Below are 25927 nucleotides of genomic sequence, written 5' to 3' on the forward strand. Positions count from 1 at the left end.
GGTTAACAATGGCGGGCAGAACACGAGAGGAAAAACAGATGGCGAAGCAGGACGAACAGCGGCTCATGGTGAAAATTGCCACGCTCTACTATGTCGAAGGCAGGAAGCAATCCGATATTGCGCAGTTACTTAAGCTGTCCCAGTCGTTTGTTTCACGCATCCTGACCCGCAGTGTGAAAGAAGGCGTGGTGAAAATTAGCGTGGTTCCCCCCGCCAACGTTTTTCCTGAACTGGAAAAAGCGATCGAGCAAACCTATCAGTTACCTCAGGCCATCGTAGTGGATGTGGCAGAACAGGCTTCTGTCAGCGAAATTAAACAGGCGATTGGATCGGCGGCGGCTCACTATCTGGAGACGCGACTGCGCCCCGATGAGCTGATCGGCATCTCTTCCTGGAGCGGCACCATTCGCTGTATGGTCGATGCGTTGCATCCGCTGAATGCCTCATGCAAAGGGGTGATTCAGCTCCTGGGCGGCGTGGGGGCGAACGGCAACGTGCAGGCGACTATCCTGACGCAAAACCTGGCCGCGCTGCTGAACTGTCCGGCCTGGCTGCTGCCTTCGCAGTCGATTGAACATTCGGTGAGCGACCGTCAGCGGCTGGCGGCCAATCCGGAGGTGGCCGAGGTGCTGAATAAGTTCGGCGAAGTAGACCTGGCGATTGTCGGCATCGGCGACCTGGAGCCGTCCGCCCTGTTGCGCAACTCCGGTAACTATTACGATGCAACCATGTTGCGCACGCTGGCAGCGCGCGGCGCGGTCGGCGATATCTGTCTGCATTATTTTGACGAACAGGGCCAGCCCGTGCTGCAGGCCGACGAAGATCCGGTGATTGGTATGGAACTGGAACAGGTCAGACAGTGTCAGCAGGTGGTGGCGCTGGCGGGTGGCAAAGAGAAGGCCCAGGCGATTCGCGGAGCCCTGCGCGGCGGTTATGTCAATGTGCTGATCGTCGATTATCCGACGGCCCGGCTGCTGGTGGGGTAAGTGTTTTCTCCTCACCTTCTGTCAGGTGAGGAGAAAAAACGCGACTCAGCTGATAGCCCGGTAGGCCGTGGTGACTTTCCATAAGTAACGCGGTGCCTGAGCAGCCGGATGCTTGTTCTGCACGTGCTGGTAGAATTCGTCCGGCGTCATGGCGTTAATCATGGCAATCGCGCGGTCACGATCGCGCGAGAACGTGCGAAGCAATGCCCCGGCACCGTTAGCGTAAGAAACAATCGTGGCATAACGCAGCGTGAGTGGATCGCGGATGCCGGACAGCGCAGACTGCTGGAGGATTTTGATATAGGCGGTGCCGATCTCAATATTCCTGGCGGGATCGCGTAACTCAGCGGTGGTCGGTTGACCCCGGCGCCCCTGGGTACGGTACACTTCACGTCCGGCCGTTGCCGCTTTGATTTGCATCAACCCGACAGCATTCGAACGGCTGACCACGCCCGGATTTCCTCCGGATTCCACATTAATAATCGCGCTAATCAGTTTCTCATCCACCCCGTACTGGCTGGCCGCGCTTTCGGTAAAGAGTGACCATGTGCCCGAAATACGCGACGGCGGTGCCTGCGTCAGCGGTGTATTCTTCTCTTTAACATACGTATGCGGCGGTTCACTGGCACAGCCTGTCAGCAATAATGCTGAAATGACAAAGTAGCGAATTTTAAGCAATTTTTTATCTCGTCGCAGAAGTGGCGGAAGCTATCATACCTGGCAGGGTAAATTGCAAAATTACCGTTTATCCTAATTACAGTAGTCGGATGACTTATTGGCACTTTTTCGTCATTATCGTGACGTCTGTCACTGACTAATTTCAGGAATTTACTATGACGTCACGTTCAATCCGTCTTATCGCCCCTTCAGGTTATTGCCACAATCAGCCTGCAGCCCATCTGGGGGTTGAACGCCTGCGCGCAGCGGGGCACCAGGTTGAAAATACGGGGGCAATCGCACGGCGCTTTCAACGTTTTGCCGGTACGGATTCGGAACGCTTAGACGATATCAATGCGCTGGCCGATCTGGCGACCTTACCTGATATTGTGCTGGCAGTGCGCGGCGGCTACGGTGCCACGCGCCTGCTGCCCTCAATCAACTATGCCGCGTTACAGCGCCGCTTAGCGGACCAGCCGCTGGCACTATGTGGCCACAGCGACTTCACCGTGATTCAACTGGCCTTACTGCAACACGCCGGAATAATCAGCTTCAGTGGGCCGATGCTGGCGGGCAACTTTGGCGCTGCGGTTTTATCCGAATTTACCCTGCAGCACTTTTGGCAGGCGCTGACATCACCTACAGTCAGTGTGAACTGGAAAAGTGACACGCCCGATAACGGCACCTGGCACGGTACGTTATGGGGAGGAAACCTGGCGATGATCAGCTCGCTTATCGGTACGCCGTGGATGCCGGCCATCACAGACGGCATTCTGGTGATTGAGGATGTGAATGAGCATCCGTTCCGGATTGAACGTATGCTGCTGCAGCTCCACCAGTGTGGGATTCTGGCGCAGCAACGGGCGATTATCACCGGCAGTTTCACCAGCACCGCCTTGTCCGACTACGATAACGGGTTTGACTTCGCCACGGTCTGGCAGTACCTCCGCGATCTGAGCGGTCTGCCCGTTATCAGCGATCTGGATTTCGGTCACGGCCCTGACACCGTGACCCTGCCGTTGGGTGCCAGGGCGACCTTAGCGGTACATCAGGGACAGGTCAGTTTACAGGCAAGCGGGCATCCCGTATTGCGCACATAACTGGAGTTGCAGGAGATCGACATTGAAGCCGCTGTATGACGATTTGTGGATCTCTACGCCGGAGTTTCCGGAAGACGATGCCGTCGATATCATGATGCATGGGTTTTTACTGCGCCATCCGCGCGGTAATTTACTGATTGGCCGGGTGGAAAATCCGCTCGATCATGAAGTGCTGGCCGATGAGAACGGCGTGATTCGCCATTATCTGACTCACTGGCATGAGTCTGCACCGGGCGCAGCGGTAATCCAGAAGCGTTTTAGCAGCGCGCTGTACTGTCACAGCCGCTCGCTCGGGCAAATCAGCCGCTTTGTGGAGCCGGACGATACTTTTACCCAGCAGGAAACCCATTTCGGTGATTTTCATCTGTTGCCCACGCCCGGCCATACACCCGGCAGCTGCAGCTACCTCTACCATTCGCCGCAGGGGCCGACCTATTTATTTGTCGGGGATACGCTGACGCGTGATCATGACCGCTGGGTAACCGTGTTGGTACCCGACAGCAATCCTGCCGAACTGGCGGCGTCGCTGGAGCTTTACCGTAGCCTGCGTCCCGATGTGGTGCTGATGAGCACCACGCGTGGTCATCTGTCCTGGCAAAAGGTTACACTGCCCTGCTGGCTGGCCGCGATTGATGAGGCTGAGCAGCACCCGCTGGATTTGCGGCAGCAGGCGCTGCCCTCAGCATAGCGTTTTCGTCAGATAGTGACGCTGATGATGCATAATGTACTCGCCCAGCGTCAGCCGGACACGGTAACCCAGCTTTTCGTAAAACGGCTTTGCCTGAAAGCTGCCGGTATCCACCTGTGCAAAACGGCAGCCGCGCTGGCGGGCTTCCTGCTCAGCCGCCAGCACCAACTGGCGACCGGTGCCTTGCCCACGCAGCGCCTGTGCGACCCAGAGTAAATCAATGCGTAGCCAGTTGCCGGTGGTCGTGCCGGTCAATCCGGCCAGTTTCCTGCCCTGCGCATCGCAGATGAACAGCCCAAGGGGTTTAATCAGGTCAGCATCGTAAAACTGATTGTTCCAGGCATTCAGGCCCAGCCGGATTTCATCCAGATCCTTACTGCTCACCGTGTCAGTCAGGGTAATCTGCATTTATCTTCCTTATCGCTGCGGGTCAGGAGTCGTTGCGCTGGCGATCATCATAGCGCTCAAGGCTCAGCGCATCGACCTCACGCGTCGTGGTACGGCGGCACGGGATCAGATCGTCGCTGTCATGGTAGACAAAGAAGGTGTCGAGATTGCTTTTGTTCACAATCAACTGATCGCCGTTGCGAAAGCGTGTAATCGCGACCTTGTCGCCGTTATCCGTGCGGGTTTGCAGCTGGCCTGCGGCAATCTGGAAATGCTGTTTCGGCCAGTAGAGCGTGCTGAGCCCATATTGCGCCCGCGAGACGGTCATAACGGGACGTCCGGGACACTGGATCTGAAACTCACTTTCGCTCCATGCGGATGCGCTGAAACCGGCGATCAGGCACAGGGCAAGACGGGCTGCTTTCATCTGATTCCTCCACTGAAAATAAGGGCGGCCACATGTCAGGTGGCGCTAAGACGCTGTAAGCAGGGGTAAAGCATCGCGCGGTGAGCGCGACCGCGCAATAAAAAACGGCACATCAGGCCGTAAGAGACGCGTGACTGGCTGCCGCCAGCGGGATGACACTCGCGCATGCGGATACCAGGCGCGACGGATGAAACTTACTCTGCCGCAACCTCCGCCGCGACCAGCATCAAGGCCAGACCGGCAGGTTCGTTGTCGAAACTGCTCATGACATCGCGGATTTCTGCCGCACAGGCAATCACCTGCTGCCTTTTCTCTGCGTCCAGCGCATCGATGGCATGGCGAATAATCATTAGACTGGCTTCTTCTTCTTTCATCTTTTATCCCTGAATTTGCTTAAGCGACGCGCAAAGATGGCAAGAATAACGTTTATTTGCACCGAAAGTCATCTTTTACATTCCCACTGCTTAACGATTGAACAAACGGCAAATCAACCCGGCGCGCGTAAACGCTATGATCATGTTATTTGTCGCGTTTCAGGCTAAAATCGATCATTCATTCTATGGACCGGGGCAGGAGCAGGCTATGTTGCGACCAGGATTTTTCATTTTTATGGCACTGCTCTCAGGCTGTTCCTCTTCGCCGAAAGGTGTGGAGTGTCCAGGCGACGTCAGCACAATTTACGGTCAGTCACTGGGGCAAACGCAGGGAACGGTATTCGATCTGGTCACCGCGTTCAGCGTCAGTCGGGATGGCGTAAACGTGCAGAGCGGGCCGCTTCAGTCGCTGGATCGCTTTCAGTATGTCCCCTCTGCGGTGACGTCTGAAGGTTACTACGCGCAACGCCTGTCCGATAAACAGTTTCGTCTGATCAACCCTTATCAGGACACCATGATTACCTGGACCTGTCCGTAAAGCAGGCAATCCTGACACTGCGTGATATAGTGTCAGGAAACGTCAAGCGACAGGTCAGGCTCATCATGGAAAAACGGCTGGATAACAACGGTTATATTGATTTCCCGTTCCCTGCTACCCGCAATGCAGATGGCTCCGTTAATCCCTGCGGTATCGACCTGACCCTGGAGACAGAACGGCTGGACGAGATCGCCGTGATTCGTCACTCCCCTAACCTGCAACGTTTACTGGAAGAGGTGAATCTGCAGGAAGGCCTGTTTATGACCCTGGCCTGCGACTGGCAGCAGCAGGAAAACGCGGTGTGCGGATTCATTGATATCGCCTTTCGGCCCGAACTCCTTCACTGTTCTCACAAGGAGGCACTCCAGCTAGAAGCCGCCTTTTATGACTATCTGAAGGAACAAGAGCAGCAGCACACGCTGGCAGCCGACACGCTGGTGAACTTTGCCCGTTGTGTACTTGACTGGGGCTGGTCACCGCTACAGCAACGCCAGCGCCATTATGAAAAAATCACGATTCAGTATTACTGCCAGCAGGCCGGGGATGCCGAGTGGTGCTTTGACCATCTGCGGCATTTTCTGGTGAGCTGGTATCCCAACACGCGATCCCATCCACGTCATCCCGTCAGGTGAAACAGCTGGTAATAATTTTCCTCGCCCGGCCCTTCGCGTGGTGTCGTTAACGCACGCTGCCCGCTTCATGCCCGTCTCTCCGCGCCTTCCGCCAGTCCGATGGCCATCAGCAGGCGGAGTTTTCATCTGGTCAATTCCTCCCTGACAGACGATTAATGCGTCTAAACGCAGCACAGTGGCGAAGGTTTGCTACGCTTTAAATGACTGTGATAACCAAGGAGATGAAGCATGTCAGGAAAAATTGAAGATGCCGTAAAAGAAGTCGCCGGTGCCGCAGAGCAACAATGGGGTGAAGTCACCGATTCGCCGCGTCACCGCGCCCGTGGTGCAGCCCGCCGCTACACCAATCAGGCATCCTATGCCGCACGCGATGCCGCCGATTGCATCAAAGATCAGATGCAGTCTAACCCGTTTGCGGGTCTGGCGGTCGCGGCCGGTGTGGGCGTCGTACTGGGCTTCCTGCTCGGTCGTAAGTAAGTTCAAAACGGGGGCGTTTGCTCCCGTTTTTCCTTTATGTCAGCTCCCGCGTGTGGTCGTCTTTATTGAGTGTCATCAGGGCCGGGATGGAAACCAGTGCCGTTGCCATCATATACCATGCCGGAATATCCAGATTGCCCGTCTGCTTAATCAACCCTGTAATAATTAAACCCGCACTGCCGGAAAACACCGCATTGGATAACGCATAGGCGACGCCCAGCCCGGTATAACGTACCGTTGTTGGAAACATTTCCGCCAGCATCGCAGGCCCCGGCCCGGCGAGCAAACCAACCAGTCCCCCCGCTATCAGCACCACCAGCGCTTTTAGCAGCAAACTCACGCCATCCGCCTGCACTATTTTCAATAGCGGCATCGCCATAAGTAGCAGGAGTACGCTGGCGCTAACCATGACACGACGCCGACCAACGCGATCACTGACGATGCCCGCCGGGATAATTGTCAATGCGAAGCCCACATTAGCGATCACGGCAATCAGCAGCGCCTGATTCATACCGGTATGTAGCGCCGACTGCAAATAGCCGGGCATGATCACCAGACAGGTATAGCCTGCGGAGGACCACAGCATGACGCGCGCGATCGCCAGGAAAATAATTTTTATCGTCTGGCGCGGTGCAGCCCTGACGCGCTGCTGTTGCTGGCGTACAAAGTCCGGCGTTTCTGTGATTGCCAGACGCAACCATAGCGCAACCAGGCCCAGCGGTAACGCCAGCCCAAACGGAATGCGCCAGCCCCATGCCAGCATCGCCTGCGGGCTGAGCAGCCAGGACAGCAGCGCCACCAGCCCCACGCCGGCCAACAGGCCAAACGCCACGGTCAGCGACTGCCAGGCACCATAGCGTCCACGTTGACCGCGCGGCGCAAATTCGGTCATCAGCGCCACCGCCCCGCCATATTCACCGCCGGCAAATAGCCCTTGCAGGATACGCAGTGCCGTAAGCAGCACGGGCGCGAGAATGCCCGCCGTCGCATAGGTGGGAATTAACCCGATAGCGGTAGTCGCCAGCGTCATCAATATCAGGACGGTAATCAGGACAGGCTTGCGGCCCAGGCGGTCGCCCAGTCGGCCCAACACCAGGGCGCCAAGGGGGCGAAAAAAGAACGCAATGGCAAAGGACGCCCAGGTCAGGATCAGGCCACTCAGCGCTGACTCGCCCTGAAGCTGAAAAAAATTGTGCGCAATAATTGTGGCGAGGAAACCGTAGATGGCAAATTCATACCATTCGATAAAGTTGCCTACCGCACCCGCGATCAGTGCGCGTTTTGAGTGTTTTACGGGTGAAAGAGGCGTTTCCATTCAGGGTTCCTCCGGGATTTATGCAAAATCAGTACGGCGTTGACAGTGAGAGTATAGAATTTCAGCCGATACGATTTTGTCTCCCGGACGAAAATAATCACATCACACCCTGGCGCCCTGCCCTGCGCGCAGTGCCGACAGCAATATACCGCTGAACATTGTACGTAAAGAGCTGCTGCGTCATCAGGACATTCGGCCAGCCGGGCATGAAGTTTCTTACCCGTTGAATATTTTACGCATCACAGTACGTAAAGCGATGAATGCCTGACAGGACGGGAGCATTCGCGAGGCTGAGGCACGTACACTGGAATAGTCGCTAAACGCGCCGCAGGGCTTTACGCAGCAGGTCGTGTCAGGGGGGAAAACCGGATACCGCGTGGCAGCAAAACGCCGGATGCAAAAACCCACCAGACAGCAGACACAGCCTTGCTGTCTGTTATAGCCTGGGGCTATGGCTCGCGGGTATAACGTTGCGCATCTTCCGCCATGCTGCCCGACGGCTCAGCCTTTAGCGCCGACTGTTCACGTCAGGCAGACAGCGAGCTGTCAACGGCATTCCCTCGGCCTTTCCGTTCTAAATCCTAAACCAATAAGCCGGCCAAACACGAAGCGCAGAAACGGGAATTTACGCATCATGGCGGGCATCTTACTTTGCCCGCTGGCACGTGGCTTGTTGCTGCTCATTTTAATTTGCAGGAACTGGGTCGCCACGGTAGGAAACTGACGGCGTTTCTGGACCTTATGGAGATCGCTTAACTTCAGCGTTCCCCTGCGCAGTGGTCGCGTTAACAGGTTCGCCGCCGCCACCGCATCCTGAATCGCCAGGTTAACCCCAACCCCGCCGATCGGTGACATAGCATGCGCCGCATCGCCAATGCACAGCACGCCCGGTTTTGCCCATTGGTCCAGACGGTCTATCCGGATAGACAACAGTTTGAGTTTTTCCCAACTGTCGACCTCCGCCAGACGTGAAGCGGCAAAGGGCGAAACCGCCGCAATAGTGTCTTTAAGCGCATCCAGCCCCTGCGCCTGTAAGGCCTCAAACTGGCCTTTGGGAATGGTAAGACCACACTGCCAGTAATCCCCCCGATCAATGACGATAAAATTGTTGCGCGGGCCGGTATGGCCCATGCCGGTCAGCGGATCGTCGGGCTGTTTATTGAGGTGGAACCAGAGAACGTCGCGCGGCGCGCCGAAATGCTGGCTGCTGAGCCCGGCCTGGGCACGAATAACGGAATCCCGTCCGTCCGCTCCCACCACCAGACGGGCGCGAATTTCCATTGGCTGGCCTGCCTGCTCCGCCAGTACGCCGCACACCTGACCATTCTCGGTGATCAACTCACGACACACGGTCGATTTAAGCAGTGTAAAACCTGAAAACTGCGCGCTTTTCTCCGCCAGAAAATTCAGAAAGTCCCACTGCGGCATAAAGGCAATAAAGCGGCAACGCACCGGCAGGCGGGAGAAGTCGGCCATCGTGACCTCTTCACCGCCCATTTCTGCCTGCAGTTTTTCGACGCGCTGATGCGGCAGCGTGAGCAGCGCATCAAGTAAGCCCAGATGGTGCATGATTTGAAGGGTGGAGGGATGAATGGTATCGCCACGAAAGTCGCGCAGAAAATCAGCGTGCTTCTCCAGCACTACCACCTGCAACCCTGCGCGGGCCAGGAGATAAGCCAGCATTAACCCTGCCGGACCGCCGCCAATGATACAACAGTCGGCGCTGTCGTGTTTTGAAGATGACATAGTGACTCCCTCATACTGTATCTGGTGAGTCTAAGCCAGTATCGACGATATTCGTACCGAAGGAATGTGGGGCTATTCAGATCGCCGTCGGAAAAAGCTGCATACGCTGGCCGATCAGGTTTCAGGTTCTGACTGTTTTATCTCAACCAGCACCAGCGGGCATTTTTTGACCTGACAGGCATGATGGTAAGCCAGCGAACAAACCGCACAGTAATCGGCCGAGTCGGAAGAGTATTCGTACTCCTGAAAGTAACGGAATCCGCCTCTGTCATCATTGGCACGCGCACTATAGAACGCGTGGTCGGCAAGCTGCGCATCCAGTTGTCTGAATGTCAGCGCGTTAGGATTGTGGTAACCCACTTTAATACGATATGTCGTCATGCAGACATCATCATCGCCAGCGCACCTTCCCGCAAATTGTTATCGTTGTTGATTGTGATAGATGGAGGTTATCGAAACAGCGCCTGCAAACGATACGGTACTGCGGTGTTTACACCGCTTGCGTTTCACAAAACAGGGAGAACAGTTGCTCTCCCGATTAACGGACTGGATTGACAGGCAGCTATACACTAAATGCAACTTTCCATTCACATCCCACCCTTAACTTCATAATAAAAAAGTCAAGACATCATTACATTGTCAAGCTTAATAAATAAATGCCATCTGTCTGTAAGTAGACACAACATGACAAAAAAATCCTGACTAATTCGTGCATTATTGCGCAAATATTAAATACAACAACAAAAAGCTATCATTTTAAAAACAACAAACACAGAGCCTTATCATATCCATATTGCTTTTTTATAAAATTAAAATCACAGCAAACTACGTGTAGAGTGAGATAAAAGTCATACGCACCACATTTTTATCTTAAAGTGCGATAGTTTTTTTGATCGCGCCGGTGGAATTAACCGAAAATTCCTGGAGAAAACAAAATCGTCTTAACTTGCTACAAGTCACGTGCTTCTTTAGTTCAAAATAAATTGCACAACTGTGGGAGGAATCGCGTTTTTGTAGACACAGAAATGAAAGAGCCCATCTTCGGAATATTCCCTACATAAAACGCGAGTCATCTGGCCAACACATTGAATCAGAAGATTTAATGATGATATGGTTATCACACCTTCCTAAACGAGCAGCAGGACCGGCTTATGCGAAGGATTACGCGAGAAAGCATTTATTGCTTTAGTTGTCGATACCGATGTTAATTGGCCAGCGAGCTAACAGAAGAAATTAAACGTTGCCCGATCCAGAAAGTGTCCATTTGGCCCGCAAAGAATTACTTCTTAATGAATGGCGTTTTATCCCTGGTGGCGGGACGATATGAAAGTTTATTTATTAAAGGCTGCATGTTTGTTGATTTTTCATCACATAACATCCGTTTTTTCACCAACCATAACTGGCTGGACTATTTAAAATCACCGGGGTTAATCATCATCCTGGTTTGCGATCGCCGACTGGCGTCCCTCGCAGCCTTCTGGAAAAAACAGGACAAAAGCATCAATACGGTGATCTATCCGGGAACGGGGATTACCGAGATGAAAAAATCAATAAACGCATGTTATTACGGTTTAAAAGGAGGTGAAAAAAAAGGTGTTAATCCGTTAACCAGCGATGAGGTTAATTTTCTGGAACTGGTGAGTCATGGATTATCTCTGGGTGAAATTTCAGAAAAAATGCGCCTTGGCGTAAAAAAGATTTATTGCATAAAAGATTCAGTGCGCCGCAAGACGGGAACCAGCCTGAATCAGTTGTTCTCCAGTTAATAATGTAAAAGGAAAATACAATCATGTTAAATACTAAGGCTATGATCTTACCTCTGTTAATCAGCACGGCTCTGGTATCAGGACAGGCACTGGCAAATTCTGCTAACACTATTAACTTTCAGGGCGAAGTGAGCGATGAAACCTGTTCAGTAAGTGTGAATGGTAATGAAAGCGCCCCGCTTGTACTCATGCCAACCGTGGCCGTGAATGAATTAGATACGAGCGGAAAAGTTGCCGGTAAGACGGACTTCTCCGTGTCGATCAGCGGCTGTACCGGGTCCACAAATTCCACCCGTGTATCCACCGTGTTTGTGGGTAACAATGTGAGTGCTGCCGGTAACCTGAAAAACAGTGGTAATGCCGAAAACGTCGAAATCCAGTTGCTGGATCCGGCAGGTAAAGAAATTAATTTAACCAGCACCTATACCGGTGACGGTGATTTGACCCTGAGCTCAGGCGAAACCGAAAAATCAGCGACCTATTCTGCCCAGTATCTGGCTACTGATGTGGCCACTGCGGGTACCATCAGCGCTTCACTTCAGTATGCCGTGACTTATCAGTAATCCTTACCCGGTGCACTCCCATAAAGCGGAGTGCACAATAAATGATTGAGAACCTGTCTATGTTTATTCGCCAACACTTATTTGCTTTAAAAGTTTCGCTGGCATTAGTTCCGGCATTATTACTTCCCATTTGTGCTAATGCCAGCGTGACGATTATGGGCAGTAGGATTATTTATCCTGAACAGGCGCGCTCAGTAGATGTGCAGTTTAAAAATAATGATGCTATTCCTTATGTTATTCAGAGCTGGTTTGATAACGGCAATAAAGATTCTCAGCCGGATGGCCAGGTAAACACGCCTTTTATCATAACGCCGCCGGTATTTCGCATTCAGCCTAAAGCCGGACAAATTGCCAAGATAATATTAAAAAATGCCGTCTCACAAGCCCAGGATCGTGAATCCGTTTACTGGTTCAATACACTTCAGATTCCGCCTTCTAATATCGCCAAAGATAACGCGCAAAATGCAATGTTGGTGGTATTACGTAACCGCATGAAGGTGTTTTATCGCCCTAAAAGCATTGGCGCGCCTAAAAATATCCTTAAAGGTATAAAGGTCACATCCTTCTATCAGGCGAATAAGGGTATGGGTATTGAAATTGATAACCCCCAACCCTGGCACGCTTCATTAGTAGACGTTGTATTAAAAGTGGGTAATCAGTCTTTAAAGCGAGATGCGGATATGGTTTCGCCCTTTTCCCGGCAAACTTACTGGTTCAATAACAGTAAACGCCTTAAGGGCTCAGGGGTGATTACAGTCTCGGCAGTTAATGATCAGGGAGCTAAAATCAGTGAAAACTTTACGGTTGAAGTTAATTAGTCCGAAACTCATAGCTTTTACCGTGTCGGCCTGTTTCTCTTACGGTGTATGCAGCGAAGAATATTATTTTGACTCCTCGCTTTTTCAAGGGGCGACATTTGGGAAAAACCTCGAACAATTCAATCAAAATGAAATTGCGCAGGGAAATTACCTGGTTGATATTTACCTCAATAGTAAAATGATTAAATCTGGGGTAAAAATAAACTTCAGGAAATTTAACGACCAGGGCGGAGTAGAACCTTGTCTGTCTGAAGAAATCGTAACGCTATTGCAAATAAAAACCCTGCGCACCGGACAACCGACAGCATCTTGTCGGCCTTTATCCGGCTGGACAGAAGCGGGCAGCTGGCGTTTCGATCAGGCATCGCTTCGTTTGCACTTTACATTACCTATGGCAAGCCTGAACCGGACTCCGCGTGGCTACATCCCCGTATCGGAATGGGATGAGGGCGTTACGGCATTATTTTTGCGCCACAACACCAATTTCACCTGGTCAGAAAATCGCTCGTCAAATTACCGATATGAATATTTGTGGAGCGGAATAACGGCAGGCACCAATCTGGAAAAATGGCAGTTCCGTCATCAGGGCAATATGCGCTATTTGCGTAACAGCAGAACCGGAAGCCGTTACCAGTACAACCAGGTCAGAAGCTGGGTCCAGCGGCCTTTAGAGGGGATAAACAGTCAGCTTGCTTTAGGTGATAACTACACCAGTAACTCCCTCTTCGGTAGCCTTGCATTCAACGGTATCAAACTCGCCTCTGATGAACGCATGTGGCCACAGGGCAAACGGGGTTATGCACCAGAAGTTCAGGGTGTTGCCACTTCCGATGCCCGCGTTATCGTGCGTCAGCTTAATAACGTGATCTATGAGACAAGCGTTCCCCCCGGCCCTTTTGTCATCGACGACCTGTATAACACCAGCGGTCAGGGAGACCTTGAGGTTGAGGTCATCGAAGCTAACGGTAAGCGTTCCACCTTTACGGTGCCCTACTCTTCTGTACCGGATTCTGTTCGTCCAGGAAACTGGACATACGGTCTGGCGCTGGGACGTGTACGTCAGTATTACAGCGTAGAAAACACGTTTTTTGAAGGGGTTTTACAGCGCGGCATCAGTAACCGCTTCACGGCGACGGCCGGTTCACGCCTCGCAAAAGATTATCAGGCATGGCTGGCAGGCGGTGTATGGGGTTCACCGGTCGGTGCTGTAGGTATGAACACCATTTTTTCACAAGCACGCGTTGAGCAAAACAAAAAAACGACCGGCTGGCGTGCCGAACTGAGCTACAGCAAAACCTTTGAAACCGGGACAAATCTGGTTTTAGCCGCTTACCGTTATTCCACCAGCGGTTTTCGCGATCTGCAGGACGTTTTGGGCGTCAGAAGGCAGAATGACACAGGTATCAGCTACTACTCCGATTCGATGAACCAGCGTAACCGGTTATCCGCAACCCTGGGGCAGTCATTTGATGACGTCGGTATGTTTACCCTGAGCGCCAGCACAGCCGATTACTACAACAATAAATCCCGCATCACTCAGTTGCAGCTTGGCTATAACAACAACTGGAAAAAGATCAGTTACGGCTTCAACGTCGCACGTCAGCGCACGACCTGGAATACAACGCGATCCGATCTGGATCTCTTCAATCGCCAGGACGACACTCGCGCGCAACGTTATACCGAAAACACCTTTTCCTTTAATATCTCAATGCCTCTTGCCTGGAACAACACCTCTTCTGTTTCCTATTACTATAACCAGTCAAAACAAACACGTAGCTCATCGCTGTCCCTGTCAGGATCGGCGGGTGACAACAATGATATTTCTTATTCTGTCTATGGCGGCAGTGAACATTATCGCAATGGCAATAGTGGACAGGCACTGAACTTCGGCGGAAACGTTCAGCAAAATACGCGTCTGGGCGCTGTTCGCGCCAACTATGGTCAGGGCGAAAACTATCGTCAGGCTGGGCTGGGAGCATCCGGCACCGTGGTGCTTCACCGGGGCGGCATTACACTTGGCCCATACAGCAGTGAGACATTCGCCCTGGTTCAGGCCGATGGCGCACAGGGCGCGCTGGTACGAAATGGTCAGGGAGCTGTCATCGATCGCTTTGGCTATGCCATTTTGCCCTCACTCAGTGCCTATCGCGAAAATAACATCAGTCTGGACACGCTGGACATGAATGCCGATGCCGAACTGAGCGGCGGTAGTCAACGTGTGGTCCCCTATGCGGGGGCTGTTGTACGGATAAATTTCGCCACCATCAAAGGCAAAGCTGTCTTGATCTCGCTCACCAGTAATGCGGGGGAAACGCCCCCTATGGGCGCTGAAGTTCGTGATGCCAACAACACGGTTATTGGTGTCGTCGGTCAGGGTGGTCAGCTTTATGCACGTGTCCCCCACGACTCCGGCACACTTAAAGTCAGTTGGGATAACGATGGTCAACAAACCTGCCTGGTGAATTATCAAATTACCGGAAAGCAAGACGATCACCTGATCCAGCTTACCGGCTTATGTAATAAGGAGTAGCGCGTGTTCACAAGAATCCTGCTTTTGTTAATCACTACCCTACTGGTACCGCTTCCACTTCTGGCGAATTGCACAAAGGTCACGAGTCAGGGCCAGCTTTCCCAGGCCGCTAAAGATGCCGGCTATACCGCAAAGGGATGGGAAGGTGCCTGTGATGAGTGCACAGGGCGGCTGGCATTGCCTGCAATCATCAATATCAATTCGGGCAAGCTGTTTCAGCCCTCGGGGACGTTGCTGGCCAGTGCGGTCGGCCATCCGCTCAACAACCCGATGAGGGATGCGTTTACGCCGAATCAGATTCTGTACCGCTGCGACATGGGTGATGCGGATAAACTCTTTGAAATGTATTCCACGAATGGCGACAGAGAAGAAGCCGGTAAATATGCCACCAGCGAGGTTGAAGGCGCTTATTTTGATAAGTTCAAAAATGTGGCGGTCAGACTGACCAACCTTACCACGGGTGAATATTACAGCCGCTACTGGAAAGCACGGCAGCTTAGTGCCAGCGACTGGTATACCGATGGGCAAAAAATATACATCCCGGCCAGTATATTTAGCAGTGTGCTCTACGAAATATTTAAAATCGATGAAGGTAAACATTACGTCAATAGTGACAACTATTATTTTGAGACAAACAATCAACCCCGCGGATATATTGCATTTAAAGGTCCTGGACTGGAAAGTAATAATCTTTATCCCGGTGCGGATCATTCCACGGTGTGGAATGGCTGGCACTATGACTGGCCTGTTGGCTGGAGTTCGTGGAAGACAGTCACCTATGTTCGCGGCGCAGCCTGCGAGGTGTACGATTACCCCGCGGTCGTCTCTCTGCCATTAACCAGCGTGGGTGTTTTAGCCGCTGGAGGCAACAGCCAGGCGCCTTTTTCCATTACCCTCCGCTGCGAGACCGGGGCAACGTCCGGGATCAAGAATTCCACTGTGACATCAGCCAACGTCGCAATGGGTTTTCTGGTAAATCAGCCTCAGGCTGTGGCCATGGCTCAGACGCTGGGTCTCACCACCAGTAGCGGTGGATTAACCTGGCTGCTTGACACAAATTATGGGGAAAGCAACGGCAGTTCAGCCTCTGGCGTAGGGATAAAAATCTACAATAGTGCCGGTACTCCTCTCAACCTGTTGCCCGATATAAGCAGTACCGGCACAGGCAATACGCGTGGATGGTATGCCTATAAAGATTTAACCACACTTACGTCATCAGACAACGGTGAGATCTACAGCGGCGATTTTACTGCCTCCCTTGAGGCTATTCCCGGACAAGTTATCACTTCAGGAACCGTTAATGCACAGTTACAAGTGGTGGTCAGTTTTCAGTAGCAGCCTGTATTTACTCACGGCGTTATTGTCAACGCAGGCAGTTGCCGTTGTAAACATTGATAAAACCCGCATTATTTTCAACGCCAACGAGATTGCGCAATCCGTCAATCTGGTCAACAGTGAAAACAGCCCTGCCGTTTTACAAATCTGGACAGATGACGGCGATCTCTATGCCCCGCCAGAGAAGAGCAAAACACCAGTCATGGCTATGCCGCCGGTCTTGAAAATGCAGCCCGGCGAATTACGCTCTATAAAGCTGATGCTCACCTCACGCGCTGGTTTGCCCCCCGGGAAAGAAACCCTGTACTGGCTGAATATCTACCAGATACCGGCGCTCAAAAAATCTGACAACCAGCGCGATAAAAAAGTCGTTCTGCCGCTGCGTCTTCGCCTGAAGGTTTTTGTACGTCCGACAGGGCTGGGTGCACCCCGGCCGGAAGATGCACAAAAACTACGCTTTACCCGACAAAACCAGCAAATCATGATTTCTAACCCTACGCCCTGGTATATGAGCCTGAACGCGAAAGTGGAAAAAGCGGTATTGAGAAATATTATGGTCGCACCGCTGTCTGATATTGTGGTTCCCGTCACCACTTCCGTTAATCCCGGCGCAAACGTCGAATATGAAGTGATTGATCAGAACGGTAACGTTGAGAAACATCGCAGCACGCTTCGCGCGACAGTTGGGAAGTAGCTGAATTACCTATTTTTGGCACAAAGAGAGATGATATGGAACGCTGATAAGGCACTGAAACGCAGTGCCTCTGACAAGGTTCTTTCTTCAATGAAGCGCAGTTTTTATCTTTTTAATTTTTCGTAAGCGGGCAAAACACGGCATTCAACTGGAAACTTCCATATTCGATATTATCTCTCTCATCTTCTTCGTTTTCATACACCATAATTTCCATAATTGCCTCGGTAAACAGATAGCCATTAATGGGCAAAATAAACATGTTTTCATTAATTATACCGTCCTCGACAAGATTATGGTAAATTTTAACATTCTCCTTTTGATACTCCAGGAAGTCGCCGACAGTGTCGAACCTGTCAGCCGTAGTTCCATAAGGAAAAATATTTCGCGTACCGTTGTAGTTAATGAATACGTATCCAGGGCTGACAAATGGACCACCGGACCAGTGTATTATGCCGGTATCGCATCCGACCCGATAAAGGCGCATCGCTACCTTGTATTTTTTTTGCGCCTCCGTAACGTCCGGATTGATTTCTACTGCCCCCATAGAAAGAACATCTCCGGGCTGATGACCGTTCAGACTCCATGGGATCATTTTTGCATTTCTGAAAAACCACATATATCGCTCCTTTATGTTATTTTAAATTCACTCTGAAAAATTTAACGGCCATAACTGTGAATGTCTTTTGATTTGCTAATCATGATTAAAATCAGACAGCGCACAAGCAATACTCCACGGTCAAACCGTTGAGTTATCAATTCTTGATTTAAAAGTGGCACCTGCTGTGACATATCAGCCATTCACTTTGAATGCCATTAATCCATGTATATCATCGCTGATTAAGTTTCTCTGTCGTTGAATAAGTTTGGGAAAGGGGTAAAAACTTCACCCAATCAATCTACATCATCATCTTATGCGTTTATTGTTCAAAATCAGTAAAACTGTCGGCCAGTCGAAATTAAACCTTAATATTTCAATGAAAAACCCATGAAGCAAAACCATTATAAGTCAGTTACCCATCTAAGCATTTATTTAGAAAATGGCTTTACTAAAAATAGCAAAATAGCCATATCGGATAGCTTACAGCCCATGCATGAAGTGCAGTTTTATTTAAATATATATCCGTTTAAATTTCCGAAAAAAATAACAGCGACCTATTTAAACTGAGGATGAACTGACATTACAGCAGCCTTGAAATGCAATACAAGGTCAATATGAAAGAGGTAAAGATGACAGAGAAGAGATGAGGATTTTATGCCTGCCCGATTACAGTATGACCGGCGCATCACGTTATTGCCCTCGAGGGGACTATTTCGTAAAAAATGGATGAAAAAATTAATCGCCACGCGTCATTAGTTGCAATCGCTAAATGGATAGATGAGACGGAGCGTCGAAATAGGCGATGAAGATCTAATGGTCGTATCGCGAGCGTTCATGTCTGTTTCATTCCCGTTATTTCTTCCGGCGATACGCTGCGTAGAACGCGATTCATATCTACGGTAATGCGGACGCGATAGAGACTCACACAGCGTTGTAACACTGTGTGGTCCGGCTACGGCGATAAACGTACAGACCGTGCCGGGCCCCCGAGACAGGATGACTACGCTGAAAGATTACGTTCAACAGCGGCTAAAACGTCATCACAACGAATCGCACGTAGCCCCGCATGTGATTCTGCAGGGCGCAATACCTGATGCATTGTGCTGTCCTGAACAGGCGCAGCGCCATCAATCGCATTCTGATCACTGAACAACGCCACGGTCGGCGTTTGCACGGCTACAGCCAGATGTAAGGGGCCGGTATCGCCCACCACCAGCGTTTTAAAGCCGCTGATCTTTTCCGCCAGTTGAATGAGGTTTGTGGTGCCCGCCACATTTTTGACCCGCTCACTGGGCACTTTCATGCCGTCAATGATGCGTTTGTTCAGGGCCTTTTCGCCCGGAGCACCTACAAGTTCAATGGTCAGATCATCATGTCGGGAAATTAAGGTATCGATGAGCTGTGAATAATAGTTGTCAGGCCAGCATCGCTCCATACTGGATGCGCCAGCATGAATACCAATGACCGGCGCGTGATTAACCTGACGCTTGAAAGGCGCCGGAATAAACATGGCTTCTGAGGGCATCGGAATACCGACAGCACTCAACAGGTCTTTTTTCTGACGGATAAGATGAATATTGCCGTGCTTTCGGTTGTCATGAAACGCGGACAAACAATTTTCCAGAATAAATTTTTCTTTGCCCTGGTAGTCCGCGTAATAAACGTCTTTCAGTATGTAGTCAGACCCGGCCAGCGAGGCGGCAACAATGTCATAGGGTGCGCGCGAATGCAGGATAAAGGTCGCTTCAACCTGCTCTTTACGCAGCGATTTGACCAGTTGCATCATACCGCCGATTTTTCCGTCCCAGTATAATATCTTGTCAATCAGGGGGCTTCCTTCCACCAGCGCAAGATTACGTGGCTGAATCACCATGATGATTTTGGCATCGGGCCAGCGATCTTTTATCGCGCCAATAGCGGGCGTGTTAAACATGAAATCGCCAAGTGCCGTGTTCGAAATAATTGCGATGCTTTTGAGATCATGGTGCTCAGAAAAGCGGTCAATTTTTTTGACGCGATAACCCGTCAACCTCCATAGCGACAGGAACAATCTGGCGGCTTTTTGCTTTGCGATTTTACTCATAAGTGGTCCTGACTGACGCCTCATTATCCTTACTGTGCCCCCGGCCCCTTTTCCGTGTGGTCAAGGCAAGAAGCGCATGTTTCTTAGTCACGCAGACTGGCGGAAAACTGCGGGCGCAGTATATAGCATAAAACGTGAAGGGCGAAGCCAGCGTTCCCCTCGGACGGCGTTTTATCGGCAACGCCACATGCAGCCGTTCATCCAACCTCGCTTTCAATAAAAAACGGGAACCAACCGGCTCCCGTTCTCGTTTAACCCAAATTCTGGATTACATATTCGCGATAATCGCGTCACCAAACTCTGAACATTTCAGCAGTTTAGCGCCATCCATCAGACGTTCGAAGTCATAGGTCACGGTCTTGGCAGCGATTGCGCCTTCCATGCCTTTAACAATCAGGTCTGCGGCTTCGAACCATTCCATATGACGCAACAGTATTTTTGCAATCTTATGTTAATTGCATGAATTTTAATAACTTTCCATTCAAAACATCACGGTAATAGGACAATAACAGGCGTCAATTTACAGTAATAATTACAAATAGTTATCTTTAATTTTGGGGAAGCCTAGTTTAACACTAACGGCAATCACATTTACGTATAGTTAATAATAGACTTACCATCTGCTATCACGTAACACATCCGCATAAATCGTTTGACAAATAGAACCAAAGGGGCTATAACTTATCACATGAGGTAGCGAATACGTCGCAGCCCGATACCCGAAAGGACGAACAGATGACAAACGATATGAGCACCGCAGAACTGGAAAAAATTCACGCTGAGATCGCTAAACTAATGGCCGAAACAGCAAAAATTAACCGGGAAACAATGTGGTATCCGGTAGCTGTCGCAACAGGGCTAATCGGTGCGGTGGCAACAGTAACCACCATCATTATCAAATTTATTTAAGAGAAGCCCCTTAAAGGGGCTTTTTAACAGGTGCGATATGCGACTGATAAAGGATTACACCCCGCCATCACCGGAAGAGCTGGATATTCTGAAGGAAGATCTTGGGTATACTGGGAGCCAAATGGCTGATCTGGCTGGAGTCGCAAGTAACAGCCAGTGGCGTAAATACACTGGTGGGATTTCCCCTCGTGCCATGTCTCCACATATTCTTTTTTTTATGGCCGCACAACTGGCGCTGAGTGATGATGAAATTGAGCGAGTGCTGGAAAAGATGCGTGAGATTGGTGCACGCTTCCCGTGTGGCGGTTCATAAAGTGAGTGGACGAGAAAAACGTTAAGCCTCGCAATAGGTTTGCTATAAAATAAGGGACTATAGAAAAAATGATCTCGTGTTCGAATAAAAAAATTGAATCCATACAGGCTCTACGTGGAATAGCTGCGATGCTAGTAATGCTTTTTCACTACGGAATAACTTTAGATCTTAACCCAGAAAATAAATTAGCTTTATTTTTTGGGCATGGCTGGTCTGGAGTTGATATGTTTTTCATTATATCAGGATTCATTGCAGCATACACAGTAGGCATTAATGTTCAAGGTTACAGAGCAGGCATTGAATACCTATTCAAACGTATAATTAGAATCGTGCCTTTATACTATCTGGTTACAATTTTAAGTGCTGGTCATAGCCTAGAATCCTTTATTGAAACCGGAAAATCACTCCTGTTCATTCCTCTTGGTGGCTTACCTCCTGATAGTTATGGCCCCCTTTACGGCGGCGCTAGAGTGGGTCAGGGGTGGACGTTGAATTATGAAATATACTTCTACTTAGTTATTGCCATATCAATTTTTTTTGGGCGTGCCAAATGGTTAATTGCTTCAGGATTCATAGTTCTTACTGTTCTTTTACCTCTGCTTATGTTTGGCTTTCCTGCCAACTACGGTTTTTCAGGATTCTATTTTAAATATAACTATATAAACCTTATGACAAATCCGATAATACTGGAGTTTATCATAGGAATCTTGATTTGCTTTATATATAAAAAAATGTCAAAGAAAATCACTTTAACATGGGTAGTTTTGATAATTGCATCCGCAACATATTTCCTTATAAATTACTTTTCCCCTATCCTTACAAATTCAAGAGTTGCTATGTGGGGGCTTCCTGCCGCCGCATTAACCTTGGCATTACTCAAACTTGAGCTAATAACAGAGTTCAAGTACCCCAAAATACTTATTAGACTTGGGAATATATCATTCTCGATTTACTTATTGCATAACGCAGTCAGCGGTGTCTTACTAAAACTAATCAAGCACATTACAAACAATGTCAACATATTCACACACATTGAAGCAAGGATTATTCTGTTCACCCTTTCTATTGTGGGTACTTTGTATCTGTCCTGTCTTTCTTACAGATATATCGAAAGCAGTTTGACTTGTTTCAAAAACTCGCTATTTTGCGAAAAAACCACGCTGCGTAGCAATCTCAATTAATTTGATTCATGAGTTGCTCTTGACTTCTCAAGGGCGGCTCACTCTATAGAAGGCCAGTCTATTTTCTCATATGCCTCTCTGCTGGAAACATTATCAAAATCCATAGCATTTATTTTTTTTATGAAAGTCATCCAATTAATTAATTTTATCTTATCTACTTCATTTATAATCCCAAGCTGAAGTTCAGTGCGCCAATCCGAAGTCATTTCTTTTGCTTTAACAAGCATTTCTCCACGCTGTATTTCTGCCCTACCCTTCCAGTCTACTACAGGAGCAATGTATTCTGAAATTGCCCCCCATTTTAGGGCAACGCATTGTGCAAATATTTCGCGACCACATTCTTCAATATCATCAGGTCGGGCTGTAAAAGGCATGTAAATACCTGACATATTTTCAAAAAGCACTTCGCAATTAACTATAGTTTTCTCCGAATTACCAAAGCAGAGATTACGAATATCCTTAATCTTAAATTTCATCATGAAACCCTTACATAAAGAGAAACCGAAAGATGTTTATCAGTTGTCCATGCATATCCAAGACACCTCCATGTTCCCGCCAGACCACCACCGCCCGACAATGCCGACCAGTCACCACCGTAATTAGACTGATACGCAGTAACGCCCCCCGGCACTAACTCACCAGCAGCTATCAGGTCACCGTATCCAACCGTTTTGTTTAGGGTGTTGAGTCGTGCGAAGCAAAGTGAGCCAACGCCACCAGCCTCACGATTCACAAGATTTGCGACAGCCGAACCGACCTGGCCCGGTATCCAGTCATGTAGAAAGCCTCCCCACAAGCTGCCGTAAAGATTACCGTCTGGTTGCAGGAACGCATCCTGCACGTATATATTCCCCTCGATTCGCGTATTTGCGCCCAGATAAACGCGCCCGTCTCCGGCATTGATACGCAGCGGACGGGCATCATCCCAGCCACCATCCGGGTCACCTGCCGCCGTTTTAAGAATGTAAAAATCATTGCCGTCAAAACGCAGAAAAAACGCCTGGTTTCCGGCTTTTATCCTGTAGCCGTTCTGACTGGTTGTGCTGAGTTCACCGGTCATGGTGCCGCCGGAAAGCGGCACAGCGCCGACCTGCGCAGGGGTTGGGGGATTTTTTTCATAAAACATCTCACCCAGCAGGAAGCTGTCAACCTGACCCAGCAGCTTTTGGTTATCCCAGCCAAGCATTACCTTGTTAGTGGACATCCGTTCACCGCCGCCCTGCTGGACAGCACCAACATCACTGGCACTGACCTGAACGTTACCATCAATATCAGGTTTTTTTGTGTTAACCGATCTGACTTTACCGAAATAGGCCGCAACCGGATTTATAACATTGAAAAATTTCTTAGTTGCATCAAGTAAGCAACAAACAGGTACGCCAGCAACCAAATCACCCGCATCGAGTTGTGAACCATTACCTTTATATAATGGAAGCGTCCCCAGAACGCGACCACCCATTACAAGCTGCAGGGTGCAGGCGGCGGTATTAGTCTGCGTCGGATAGACAACAACCGGCGTTTTCAGTGACCAGTCTGTTGCCCCATTAACAAAGTACGTAGCGGGTAGCTCAAGCGTCAGCGCATTAGCCGTTCCCCCGGCAGTTCCCGAAATATATTGTCCGCTCTGTAGCTGTTCAATCTGTACGAACTGATTCTCTGAACCACGGGTAGCAAAGTTGCCGATGACATCGTTCAGAACCCAGCCTTTCGCGGTGGTGCCCTCCTGCGCCCGCACAACAGTCAGAATGTCATTATTTACCGCCATCAGATGGCAGACTTCGAAGACAGTCTCTTTTGCGTCGGTCAGCGTAATTTTTGCGTAGGTTTGAAGGGGGGTTGACGCATTAACATAGTCGGAGTTCAGCAGGCCATCAAAGAGTTTTCCTGCGCCGGGCATGACCTGAATTGTCGTCTGACTGGCCGTTATATCTGCTGCAAGAGCTGAAACCACATTGTTTCCAAATCCCGTAATCATTTTTCAACCACCGTTGTAGAATATGAATAAATAAAGGGGAGACTGACCAGCGACTGGTCTATTACATCCTTGAGAAAATACCCCACCCCATTTCCGTAGTCCGGTATGGCTATTGAGAAAACCCCTGAATCAACGGTAATACTCACGTCAAATGTGCTCTGTAACGGCGGATCGATACCGTTGGCACCGTGCACGAATCTCGCCACACGCCGTTTAAGCCAGTCAATGCAGAAATGCAGGCCGTCACCTTTATAAAAATTCCATGTAAGGATCCGCTTGAAATAATCATCAGGTACGTAGGATGCAGACCCCGGCACAAAGTTTTTCATTCGCGCATAGGGTATGGTGTTGTATTCGATGGTGTTGTAAACGCCGCGTGCAATCGCCTCTTCGGAAACCTGCAAGAGTGGCCTCTCCTGTCCGTAGATACCCAGCGCTGTCCAGTCCAGGAGTTCACCTGTGATGGCCGGCGATGTCCAGCACGGTAAATTCAGACCGTTTAAGGATTCAAGATATTCCTGGGCAATCTCGTTATAAGCATCAAAAAAAGCCACAATATTAGGGTCGTCGTTGTATTGCACGAAGGGGTAAGAGGGAATTATTTTATCAACTGGTGCCTTCATATTGTTTAACCTGAATCTGTGAAGCAGACGTTGAAAAGTATGAATATGAGTCACCGTAAACGAGGCTGGAATTGCCATCCGGGGCCTTTATGGAACCGTTTACGCCTATCTGAATCTCGATCATCGAAATCAGTGAGGCAGGCACCAGACTGGCAACTGATTGCATGAAAATATCCTGAATCTCAAAGAGGTTGACAGGCTGACCAACCGCAATCGCATTGATGTAATCCGCAATGGGCTGTTGCACCGCATTAGCTATCCCGTCTGGATCGATATAGGTTGTGGATGCGGTATTCCAGGTGATCAGCACCGTCGCATTCTGTGATGAAGGAACAACATAAGGCAGCGTGTAGGTATCGGGGTAAACGGATATCTGTATCGTTTTTTTCTCAACGTCTGCCCCTGACGGGTTAGAGACGTCATTTGTCAGTACAGAGATATCGGGCACGGCTTTGTAGATGGCCCACGCCACCTCGAAAGGATCACCCCCCCCACGACCGCAACCCATTTCCCGAGCGCTGCCTGACGGTAAGAAATCAAATTGGCCTGCACACCGTTAACTTTCTCAAGCTCAGTGCGCAGGCAGGCTGGTGTGCCCTGTGTTGTCTGCATTCCCGATTGCATTACCTGTGAACGATAGGAGGCATAAGACTGCTCTCCCGCGCCAGGTAGGCCAGCGGTAAGATTCGTACAGGTTACGGGCTGGTTTTTGGGTACAGATGTGATGACCTGCGTCACGCTGCCTGCCGGTACTGCCCAGGAGCCTTCCGATGTTGCCAGACAATAAACAGGTGCCGTCTGGCCGGACGCTGGAATTACCGCATCACGCACAACCGCATATTGGTTATTTCCATCGCCAACAGTAAAACCCTTCGGTACAGGGAAGCCCGGTACCCCGGAGAATACCACGTACACAGATGTGTTTGTTCCCTTCCCCTGCTGCACGCCGTAAATGTTACCCAACTGCAAGAGTAGCGGGATATTGGCCCCATAGGGACTGCATGAATTGATGAGATCAACACGCGCATGATCGATGAGTGCAATTGCACCTGTTGCAGTGCTTGCCAGGTCAGTAATCAACCCGGCTGGCAAATTGGCTGTATAACCAGGTACCTTTGCCGCCACTCTGCTGATAAGATTTGAGAGAAGTGTTTTTGGTGGCGTGGGCTGTGCCCCTGCCTCGGTCATGATGATGGGTAGGTCAGACATGCT

The 25927-nt window shown here is 50.0% G+C and carries 27 protein-coding genes and 2 pseudogenes; 15 read left to right on the forward strand and 14 right to left on the reverse strand.

All coding sequences use genetic code 11. The annotated features are described in order from the left end of the window. Positions 1-38 precede the first annotated feature (38 nt). Complete coding sequence (locus tag GC087_RS14205; protein ID WP_324028564.1) at positions 39-986, forward strand: sugar-binding transcriptional regulator; 948 nt, start codon at positions 39-41, stop codon at positions 984-986. A gap of 45 nt (positions 987-1031) precedes the next feature. Here GC087_RS14205 and emtA read toward each other — a convergent pair whose 3' ends face one another. After that, positions 1032-1664 carry a membrane-bound lytic murein transglycosylase EmtA gene (emtA, locus tag GC087_RS14210; RefSeq protein ID WP_006119712.1) on the reverse strand — a complete coding sequence of 211 codons (633 nt, stop codon included), beginning with the start codon at positions 1662-1664 and terminating at the stop codon, positions 1032-1034. A gap of 155 nt (positions 1665-1819) precedes the next feature. Here emtA and ldcA point away from each other — a divergent pair, with 155 nt between their 5' ends. Together ldcA and GC087_RS14220 are read left to right on the forward strand one after the other, a co-directional pair. After that, positions 1820-2743: a muramoyltetrapeptide carboxypeptidase gene (gene ldcA, locus GC087_RS14215; RefSeq protein WP_006119713.1), complete on the forward strand. Its 924-nt coding sequence runs from the start codon at positions 1820-1822 to the stop codon at positions 2741-2743. Positions 2744-2765: 22 nt separating this feature from the next. Next, positions 2766-3431, forward strand: a complete 666-nt coding sequence (locus GC087_RS14220; protein WP_033737520.1) for an MBL fold metallo-hydrolase — start codon at positions 2766-2768, stop codon at positions 3429-3431. On the opposite strand, the gene GC087_RS14225 is transcribed toward GC087_RS14220, so the two are convergent. The 3 genes from GC087_RS14225 to GC087_RS14235 form a co-directional block, all read right to left on the reverse strand. After that, positions 3423-3839: a GNAT family N-acetyltransferase gene (locus tag GC087_RS14225; RefSeq protein WP_205956322.1), complete on the reverse strand. Its 417-nt coding sequence runs from the start codon at positions 3837-3839 to the stop codon at positions 3423-3425. The two genes, GC087_RS14220 and GC087_RS14225, sit on opposite strands and share 9 nt — an antisense overlap. 22 nt (positions 3840-3861) lie before the next feature. Next, positions 3862-4245 carry a hypothetical protein gene (locus tag GC087_RS14230; RefSeq protein WP_033737521.1) on the reverse strand — a complete coding sequence of 128 codons (384 nt, stop codon included), beginning with the start codon at positions 4243-4245 and terminating at the stop codon, positions 3862-3864. A gap of 194 nt (positions 4246-4439) precedes the next feature. Then, on the reverse strand, positions 4440-4619 hold the full coding sequence (locus tag GC087_RS14235) for a hypothetical protein (RefSeq protein ID WP_006119718.1): 180 nt from the start codon (positions 4617-4619) through the stop codon (positions 4440-4442). 208 nt (positions 4620-4827) lie between these two features. On the opposite strand from GC087_RS14235, the gene GC087_RS14240 reads away from it, so the two are divergent. The 3 genes from GC087_RS14240 to GC087_RS14250 all read left to right on the forward strand — a co-directional run bounded on the left by GC087_RS14240 (position 4828) and on the right by GC087_RS14250 (position 6266). Then, positions 4828-5157 carry a hypothetical protein gene (locus GC087_RS14240; protein ID WP_033737760.1) on the forward strand — a complete coding sequence of 110 codons (330 nt, stop codon included), beginning with the start codon at positions 4828-4830 and terminating at the stop codon, positions 5155-5157. A gap of 65 nt (positions 5158-5222) precedes the next feature. Then, complete coding sequence (locus GC087_RS14245; protein WP_324028565.1) at positions 5223-5789, forward strand: hypothetical protein; 567 nt, start codon at positions 5223-5225, stop codon at positions 5787-5789. A 228-nt stretch (positions 5790-6017) separates the two neighbouring features. Continuing rightward, positions 6018-6266: a glycine zipper domain-containing protein gene (locus GC087_RS14250; protein ID WP_006119721.1), complete on the forward strand. Its 249-nt coding sequence runs from the start codon at positions 6018-6020 to the stop codon at positions 6264-6266. A 34-nt stretch (positions 6267-6300) separates the two neighbouring features. Here GC087_RS14250 and GC087_RS14255 read toward each other — a convergent pair whose 3' ends face one another. The 3 genes from GC087_RS14255 to GC087_RS14265 form a co-directional block, all read right to left on the reverse strand. After that, a complete protein-coding gene (locus GC087_RS14255) occupies positions 6301-7581 on the reverse strand; it encodes an MFS transporter (protein WP_324028566.1) in 1281 nt (426 codons plus the stop codon). Positions 7582-8127: 546 nt separating this feature from the next. Beyond that, a complete protein-coding gene (locus GC087_RS14260; protein ID WP_162287051.1) occupies positions 8128-9327 on the reverse strand; it encodes an FAD-dependent oxidoreductase in 1200 nt (399 codons plus the stop codon). A 114-nt stretch (positions 9328-9441) separates the two neighbouring features. Next, the gene (locus GC087_RS14265) at positions 9442-9708 is read right to left on the reverse strand and encodes a hypothetical protein (RefSeq protein WP_033737525.1); all 267 of its coding nucleotides are present in this window, start codon (positions 9706-9708) and stop codon (positions 9442-9444) included. A 908-nt stretch (positions 9709-10616) separates the two neighbouring features. Here GC087_RS14265 and GC087_RS14270 point away from each other — a divergent pair. From GC087_RS14270 to GC087_RS14295, 6 genes are read left to right on the forward strand one after another with little or no spacing between them, the layout of a single operon-like run. Next, entirely contained in the window at positions 10617-11093 is a 477-nt protein-coding gene (locus GC087_RS14270; RefSeq protein WP_226374480.1) for a helix-turn-helix domain-containing protein, read from the forward strand. A gap of 23 nt (positions 11094-11116) precedes the next feature. Continuing rightward, positions 11117-11656, forward strand: coding sequence for a fimbrial protein (locus tag GC087_RS14275; protein ID WP_039341028.1), 540 nt, complete (start codon positions 11117-11119; stop codon positions 11654-11656). A gap of 59 nt (positions 11657-11715) precedes the next feature. Continuing rightward, a complete protein-coding gene (locus tag GC087_RS14280) occupies positions 11716-12474 on the forward strand; it encodes a fimbria/pilus periplasmic chaperone (protein ID WP_205955406.1) in 759 nt (252 codons plus the stop codon). Continuing rightward, positions 12425-15004 (forward strand): fimbrial outer membrane usher protein, encoded by a 2580-nt coding sequence (locus GC087_RS14285; protein ID WP_416383420.1) that lies wholly within the window; start codon positions 12425-12427, stop codon positions 15002-15004. Before GC087_RS14280 ends, GC087_RS14285 begins: the two co-directional genes overlap by 50 nt. A 3-nt stretch (positions 15005-15007) precedes the next feature. Then, on the forward strand, positions 15008-16339 hold the full coding sequence (gene stbD, locus GC087_RS14290) for a fimbrial usher protein StbD (RefSeq protein WP_324028568.1): 1332 nt from the start codon (positions 15008-15010) through the stop codon (positions 16337-16339). Beyond that, entirely contained in the window at positions 16305-17033 is a 729-nt protein-coding gene (locus tag GC087_RS14295) for a fimbrial assembly chaperone (RefSeq protein WP_324028569.1), read from the forward strand. The genes stbD and GC087_RS14295 overlap by 35 nt, the downstream gene beginning before the upstream one ends. 112 nt (positions 17034-17145) lie before the next feature. On the opposite strand, the gene GC087_RS14300 is transcribed toward GC087_RS14295, so the two are convergent. From GC087_RS14300 to GC087_RS14310, 3 genes and pseudogenes are all read right to left on the reverse strand, one after another. Next, entirely contained in the window at positions 17146-17649 is a 504-nt protein-coding gene (locus tag GC087_RS14300; RefSeq protein ID WP_172912352.1) for a hypothetical protein, read from the reverse strand. A 982-nt stretch (positions 17650-18631) separates the two neighbouring features. After that, positions 18632-19714, reverse strand: a complete 1083-nt coding sequence (locus GC087_RS14305) for a glycosyltransferase family 9 protein (RefSeq protein WP_324028570.1) — start codon at positions 19712-19714, stop codon at positions 18632-18634. Positions 19715-19982: 268 nt separating this feature from the next. Next, positions 19983-20156 (reverse strand): annotated as a pseudogene (locus GC087_RS14310) (NADP-dependent isocitrate dehydrogenase); the annotation flags it as partial. A gap of 293 nt (positions 20157-20449) precedes the next feature. Here GC087_RS14310 and GC087_RS14315 point away from each other — a divergent pair. From GC087_RS14315 to GC087_RS14325, 3 genes are all read left to right on the forward strand, one after another. Continuing rightward, on the forward strand, positions 20450-20623 hold the full coding sequence (locus tag GC087_RS14315) for a hypothetical protein (protein WP_324028571.1): 174 nt from the start codon (positions 20450-20452) through the stop codon (positions 20621-20623). 37 nt (positions 20624-20660) lie between these two features. Then, entirely contained in the window at positions 20661-20936 is a 276-nt protein-coding gene (locus GC087_RS14320; protein ID WP_324028572.1) for an XRE family transcriptional regulator, read from the forward strand. Positions 20937-21064: 128 nt separating this feature from the next. Continuing rightward, positions 21065-22117, forward strand: coding sequence for an acyltransferase family protein (locus GC087_RS14325; protein WP_324028573.1), 1053 nt, complete (start codon positions 21065-21067; stop codon positions 22115-22117). 38 nt (positions 22118-22155) lie between these two features. On the opposite strand, the gene GC087_RS14330 is transcribed toward GC087_RS14325, so the two are convergent. From GC087_RS14330 to GC087_RS14345, 4 genes and pseudogenes are all read right to left on the reverse strand, one after another. Next, positions 22156-22596 carry a tail fiber assembly protein gene (locus GC087_RS14330; protein ID WP_324028574.1) on the reverse strand — a complete coding sequence of 147 codons (441 nt, stop codon included), beginning with the start codon at positions 22594-22596 and terminating at the stop codon, positions 22156-22158. Further along, complete coding sequence (locus GC087_RS14335; protein WP_324028575.1) at positions 22593-24092, reverse strand: phage tail fiber protein; 1500 nt, start codon at positions 24090-24092, stop codon at positions 22593-22595. The genes GC087_RS14330 and GC087_RS14335 overlap by 4 nt, the downstream gene beginning before the upstream one ends. Then, the gene (locus GC087_RS14340; protein WP_324028576.1) at positions 24089-24715 is read right to left on the reverse strand and encodes a hypothetical protein; all 627 of its coding nucleotides are present in this window, start codon (positions 24713-24715) and stop codon (positions 24089-24091) included. The genes GC087_RS14335 and GC087_RS14340 overlap by 4 nt, the downstream gene beginning before the upstream one ends. Further along, a pseudogene (locus GC087_RS14345) lies at positions 24699-25924 on the reverse strand (baseplate J/gp47 family protein). The gene GC087_RS14340 and the pseudogene GC087_RS14345 overlap by 17 nt, the downstream one beginning before the upstream one ends. Positions 25925-25927 lie beyond the last annotated feature (3 nt).

Source organism: Pantoea sp. JZ2 (genome assembly GCF_035191405.1).
Taxonomy (GTDB): domain Bacteria; phylum Pseudomonadota; class Gammaproteobacteria; order Enterobacterales; family Enterobacteriaceae; genus Pantoea; species Pantoea stewartii.

What these genes read in the sequence shown, in the direction of transcription:
- GC087_RS14300 (WP_172912352.1), bottom strand. Translation starts at nt 17,649, where the DNA reads ATGTGGTTTTTCAGAAATGCAAAAATGATCCCATGGAGTCTGAACGGT.
- GC087_RS14240 (WP_033737760.1), top strand. Translation starts at nt 4,828, where the DNA reads ATGTTGCGACCAGGATTTTTCATTTTTATGGCACTGCTCTCAGGCTGT.
- GC087_RS14275 (WP_039341028.1), top strand. Translation starts at nt 11,117, where the DNA reads ATGTTAAATACTAAGGCTATGATCTTACCTCTGTTAATCAGCACGGCT.
- GC087_RS14285 (WP_416383420.1), top strand. Translation starts at nt 12,425, where the DNA reads ATGATCAGGGAGCTAAAATCAGTGAAAACTTTACGGTTGAAGTTAATT.
- ldcA (WP_006119713.1), top strand. Translation starts at nt 1,820, where the DNA reads ATGACGTCACGTTCAATCCGTCTTATCGCCCCTTCAGGTTATTGCCAC.
- GC087_RS14340 (WP_324028576.1), bottom strand. Translation starts at nt 24,715, where the DNA reads ATGAAGGCACCAGTTGATAAAATAATTCCCTCTTACCCCTTCGTGCAA.
- GC087_RS14265 (WP_033737525.1), bottom strand. Translation starts at nt 9,708, where the DNA reads ATGACGACATATCGTATTAAAGTGGGTTACCACAATCCTAACGCGCTG.
- GC087_RS14295 (WP_324028569.1), top strand. Translation starts at nt 16,305, where the DNA reads ATGCACAGTTACAAGTGGTGGTCAGTTTTCAGTAGCAGCCTGTATTTA.
- GC087_RS14245 (WP_324028565.1), top strand. Translation starts at nt 5,223, where the DNA reads ATGGAAAAACGGCTGGATAACAACGGTTATATTGATTTCCCGTTCCCT.
- GC087_RS14315 (WP_324028571.1), top strand. Translation starts at nt 20,450, where the DNA reads ATGACAAACGATATGAGCACCGCAGAACTGGAAAAAATTCACGCTGAG.
- GC087_RS14225 (WP_205956322.1), bottom strand. Translation starts at nt 3,839, where the DNA reads ATGCAGATTACCCTGACTGACACGGTGAGCAGTAAGGATCTGGATGAA.
- GC087_RS14320 (WP_324028572.1), top strand. Translation starts at nt 20,661, where the DNA reads ATGCGACTGATAAAGGATTACACCCCGCCATCACCGGAAGAGCTGGAT.
- GC087_RS14255 (WP_324028566.1), bottom strand. Translation starts at nt 7,581, where the DNA reads ATGGAAACGCCTCTTTCACCCGTAAAACACTCAAAACGCGCACTGATC.
- GC087_RS14250 (WP_006119721.1), top strand. Translation starts at nt 6,018, where the DNA reads ATGTCAGGAAAAATTGAAGATGCCGTAAAAGAAGTCGCCGGTGCCGCA.
- GC087_RS14325 (WP_324028573.1), top strand. Translation starts at nt 21,065, where the DNA reads ATGCTAGTAATGCTTTTTCACTACGGAATAACTTTAGATCTTAACCCA.
- GC087_RS14270 (WP_226374480.1), top strand. Translation starts at nt 10,617, where the DNA reads ATGAATGGCGTTTTATCCCTGGTGGCGGGACGATATGAAAGTTTATTT.
- GC087_RS14335 (WP_324028575.1), bottom strand. Translation starts at nt 24,092, where the DNA reads ATGATTACGGGATTTGGAAACAATGTGGTTTCAGCTCTTGCAGCAGAT.
- GC087_RS14260 (WP_162287051.1), bottom strand. Translation starts at nt 9,327, where the DNA reads ATGTCATCTTCAAAACACGACAGCGCCGACTGTTGTATCATTGGCGGC.
- GC087_RS14330 (WP_324028574.1), bottom strand. Translation starts at nt 22,596, where the DNA reads ATGATGAAATTTAAGATTAAGGATATTCGTAATCTCTGCTTTGGTAAT.
- GC087_RS14235 (WP_006119718.1), bottom strand. Translation starts at nt 4,619, where the DNA reads ATGAAAGAAGAAGAAGCCAGTCTAATGATTATTCGCCATGCCATCGAT.
- GC087_RS14230 (WP_033737521.1), bottom strand. Translation starts at nt 4,245, where the DNA reads ATGAAAGCAGCCCGTCTTGCCCTGTGCCTGATCGCCGGTTTCAGCGCA.
- GC087_RS14280 (WP_205955406.1), top strand. Translation starts at nt 11,716, where the DNA reads ATGTTTATTCGCCAACACTTATTTGCTTTAAAAGTTTCGCTGGCATTA.
- GC087_RS14205 (WP_324028564.1), top strand. Translation starts at nt 39, where the DNA reads ATGGCGAAGCAGGACGAACAGCGGCTCATGGTGAAAATTGCCACGCTC.
- GC087_RS14305 (WP_324028570.1), bottom strand. Translation starts at nt 19,714, where the DNA reads ATGAGTAAAATCGCAAAGCAAAAAGCCGCCAGATTGTTCCTGTCGCTA.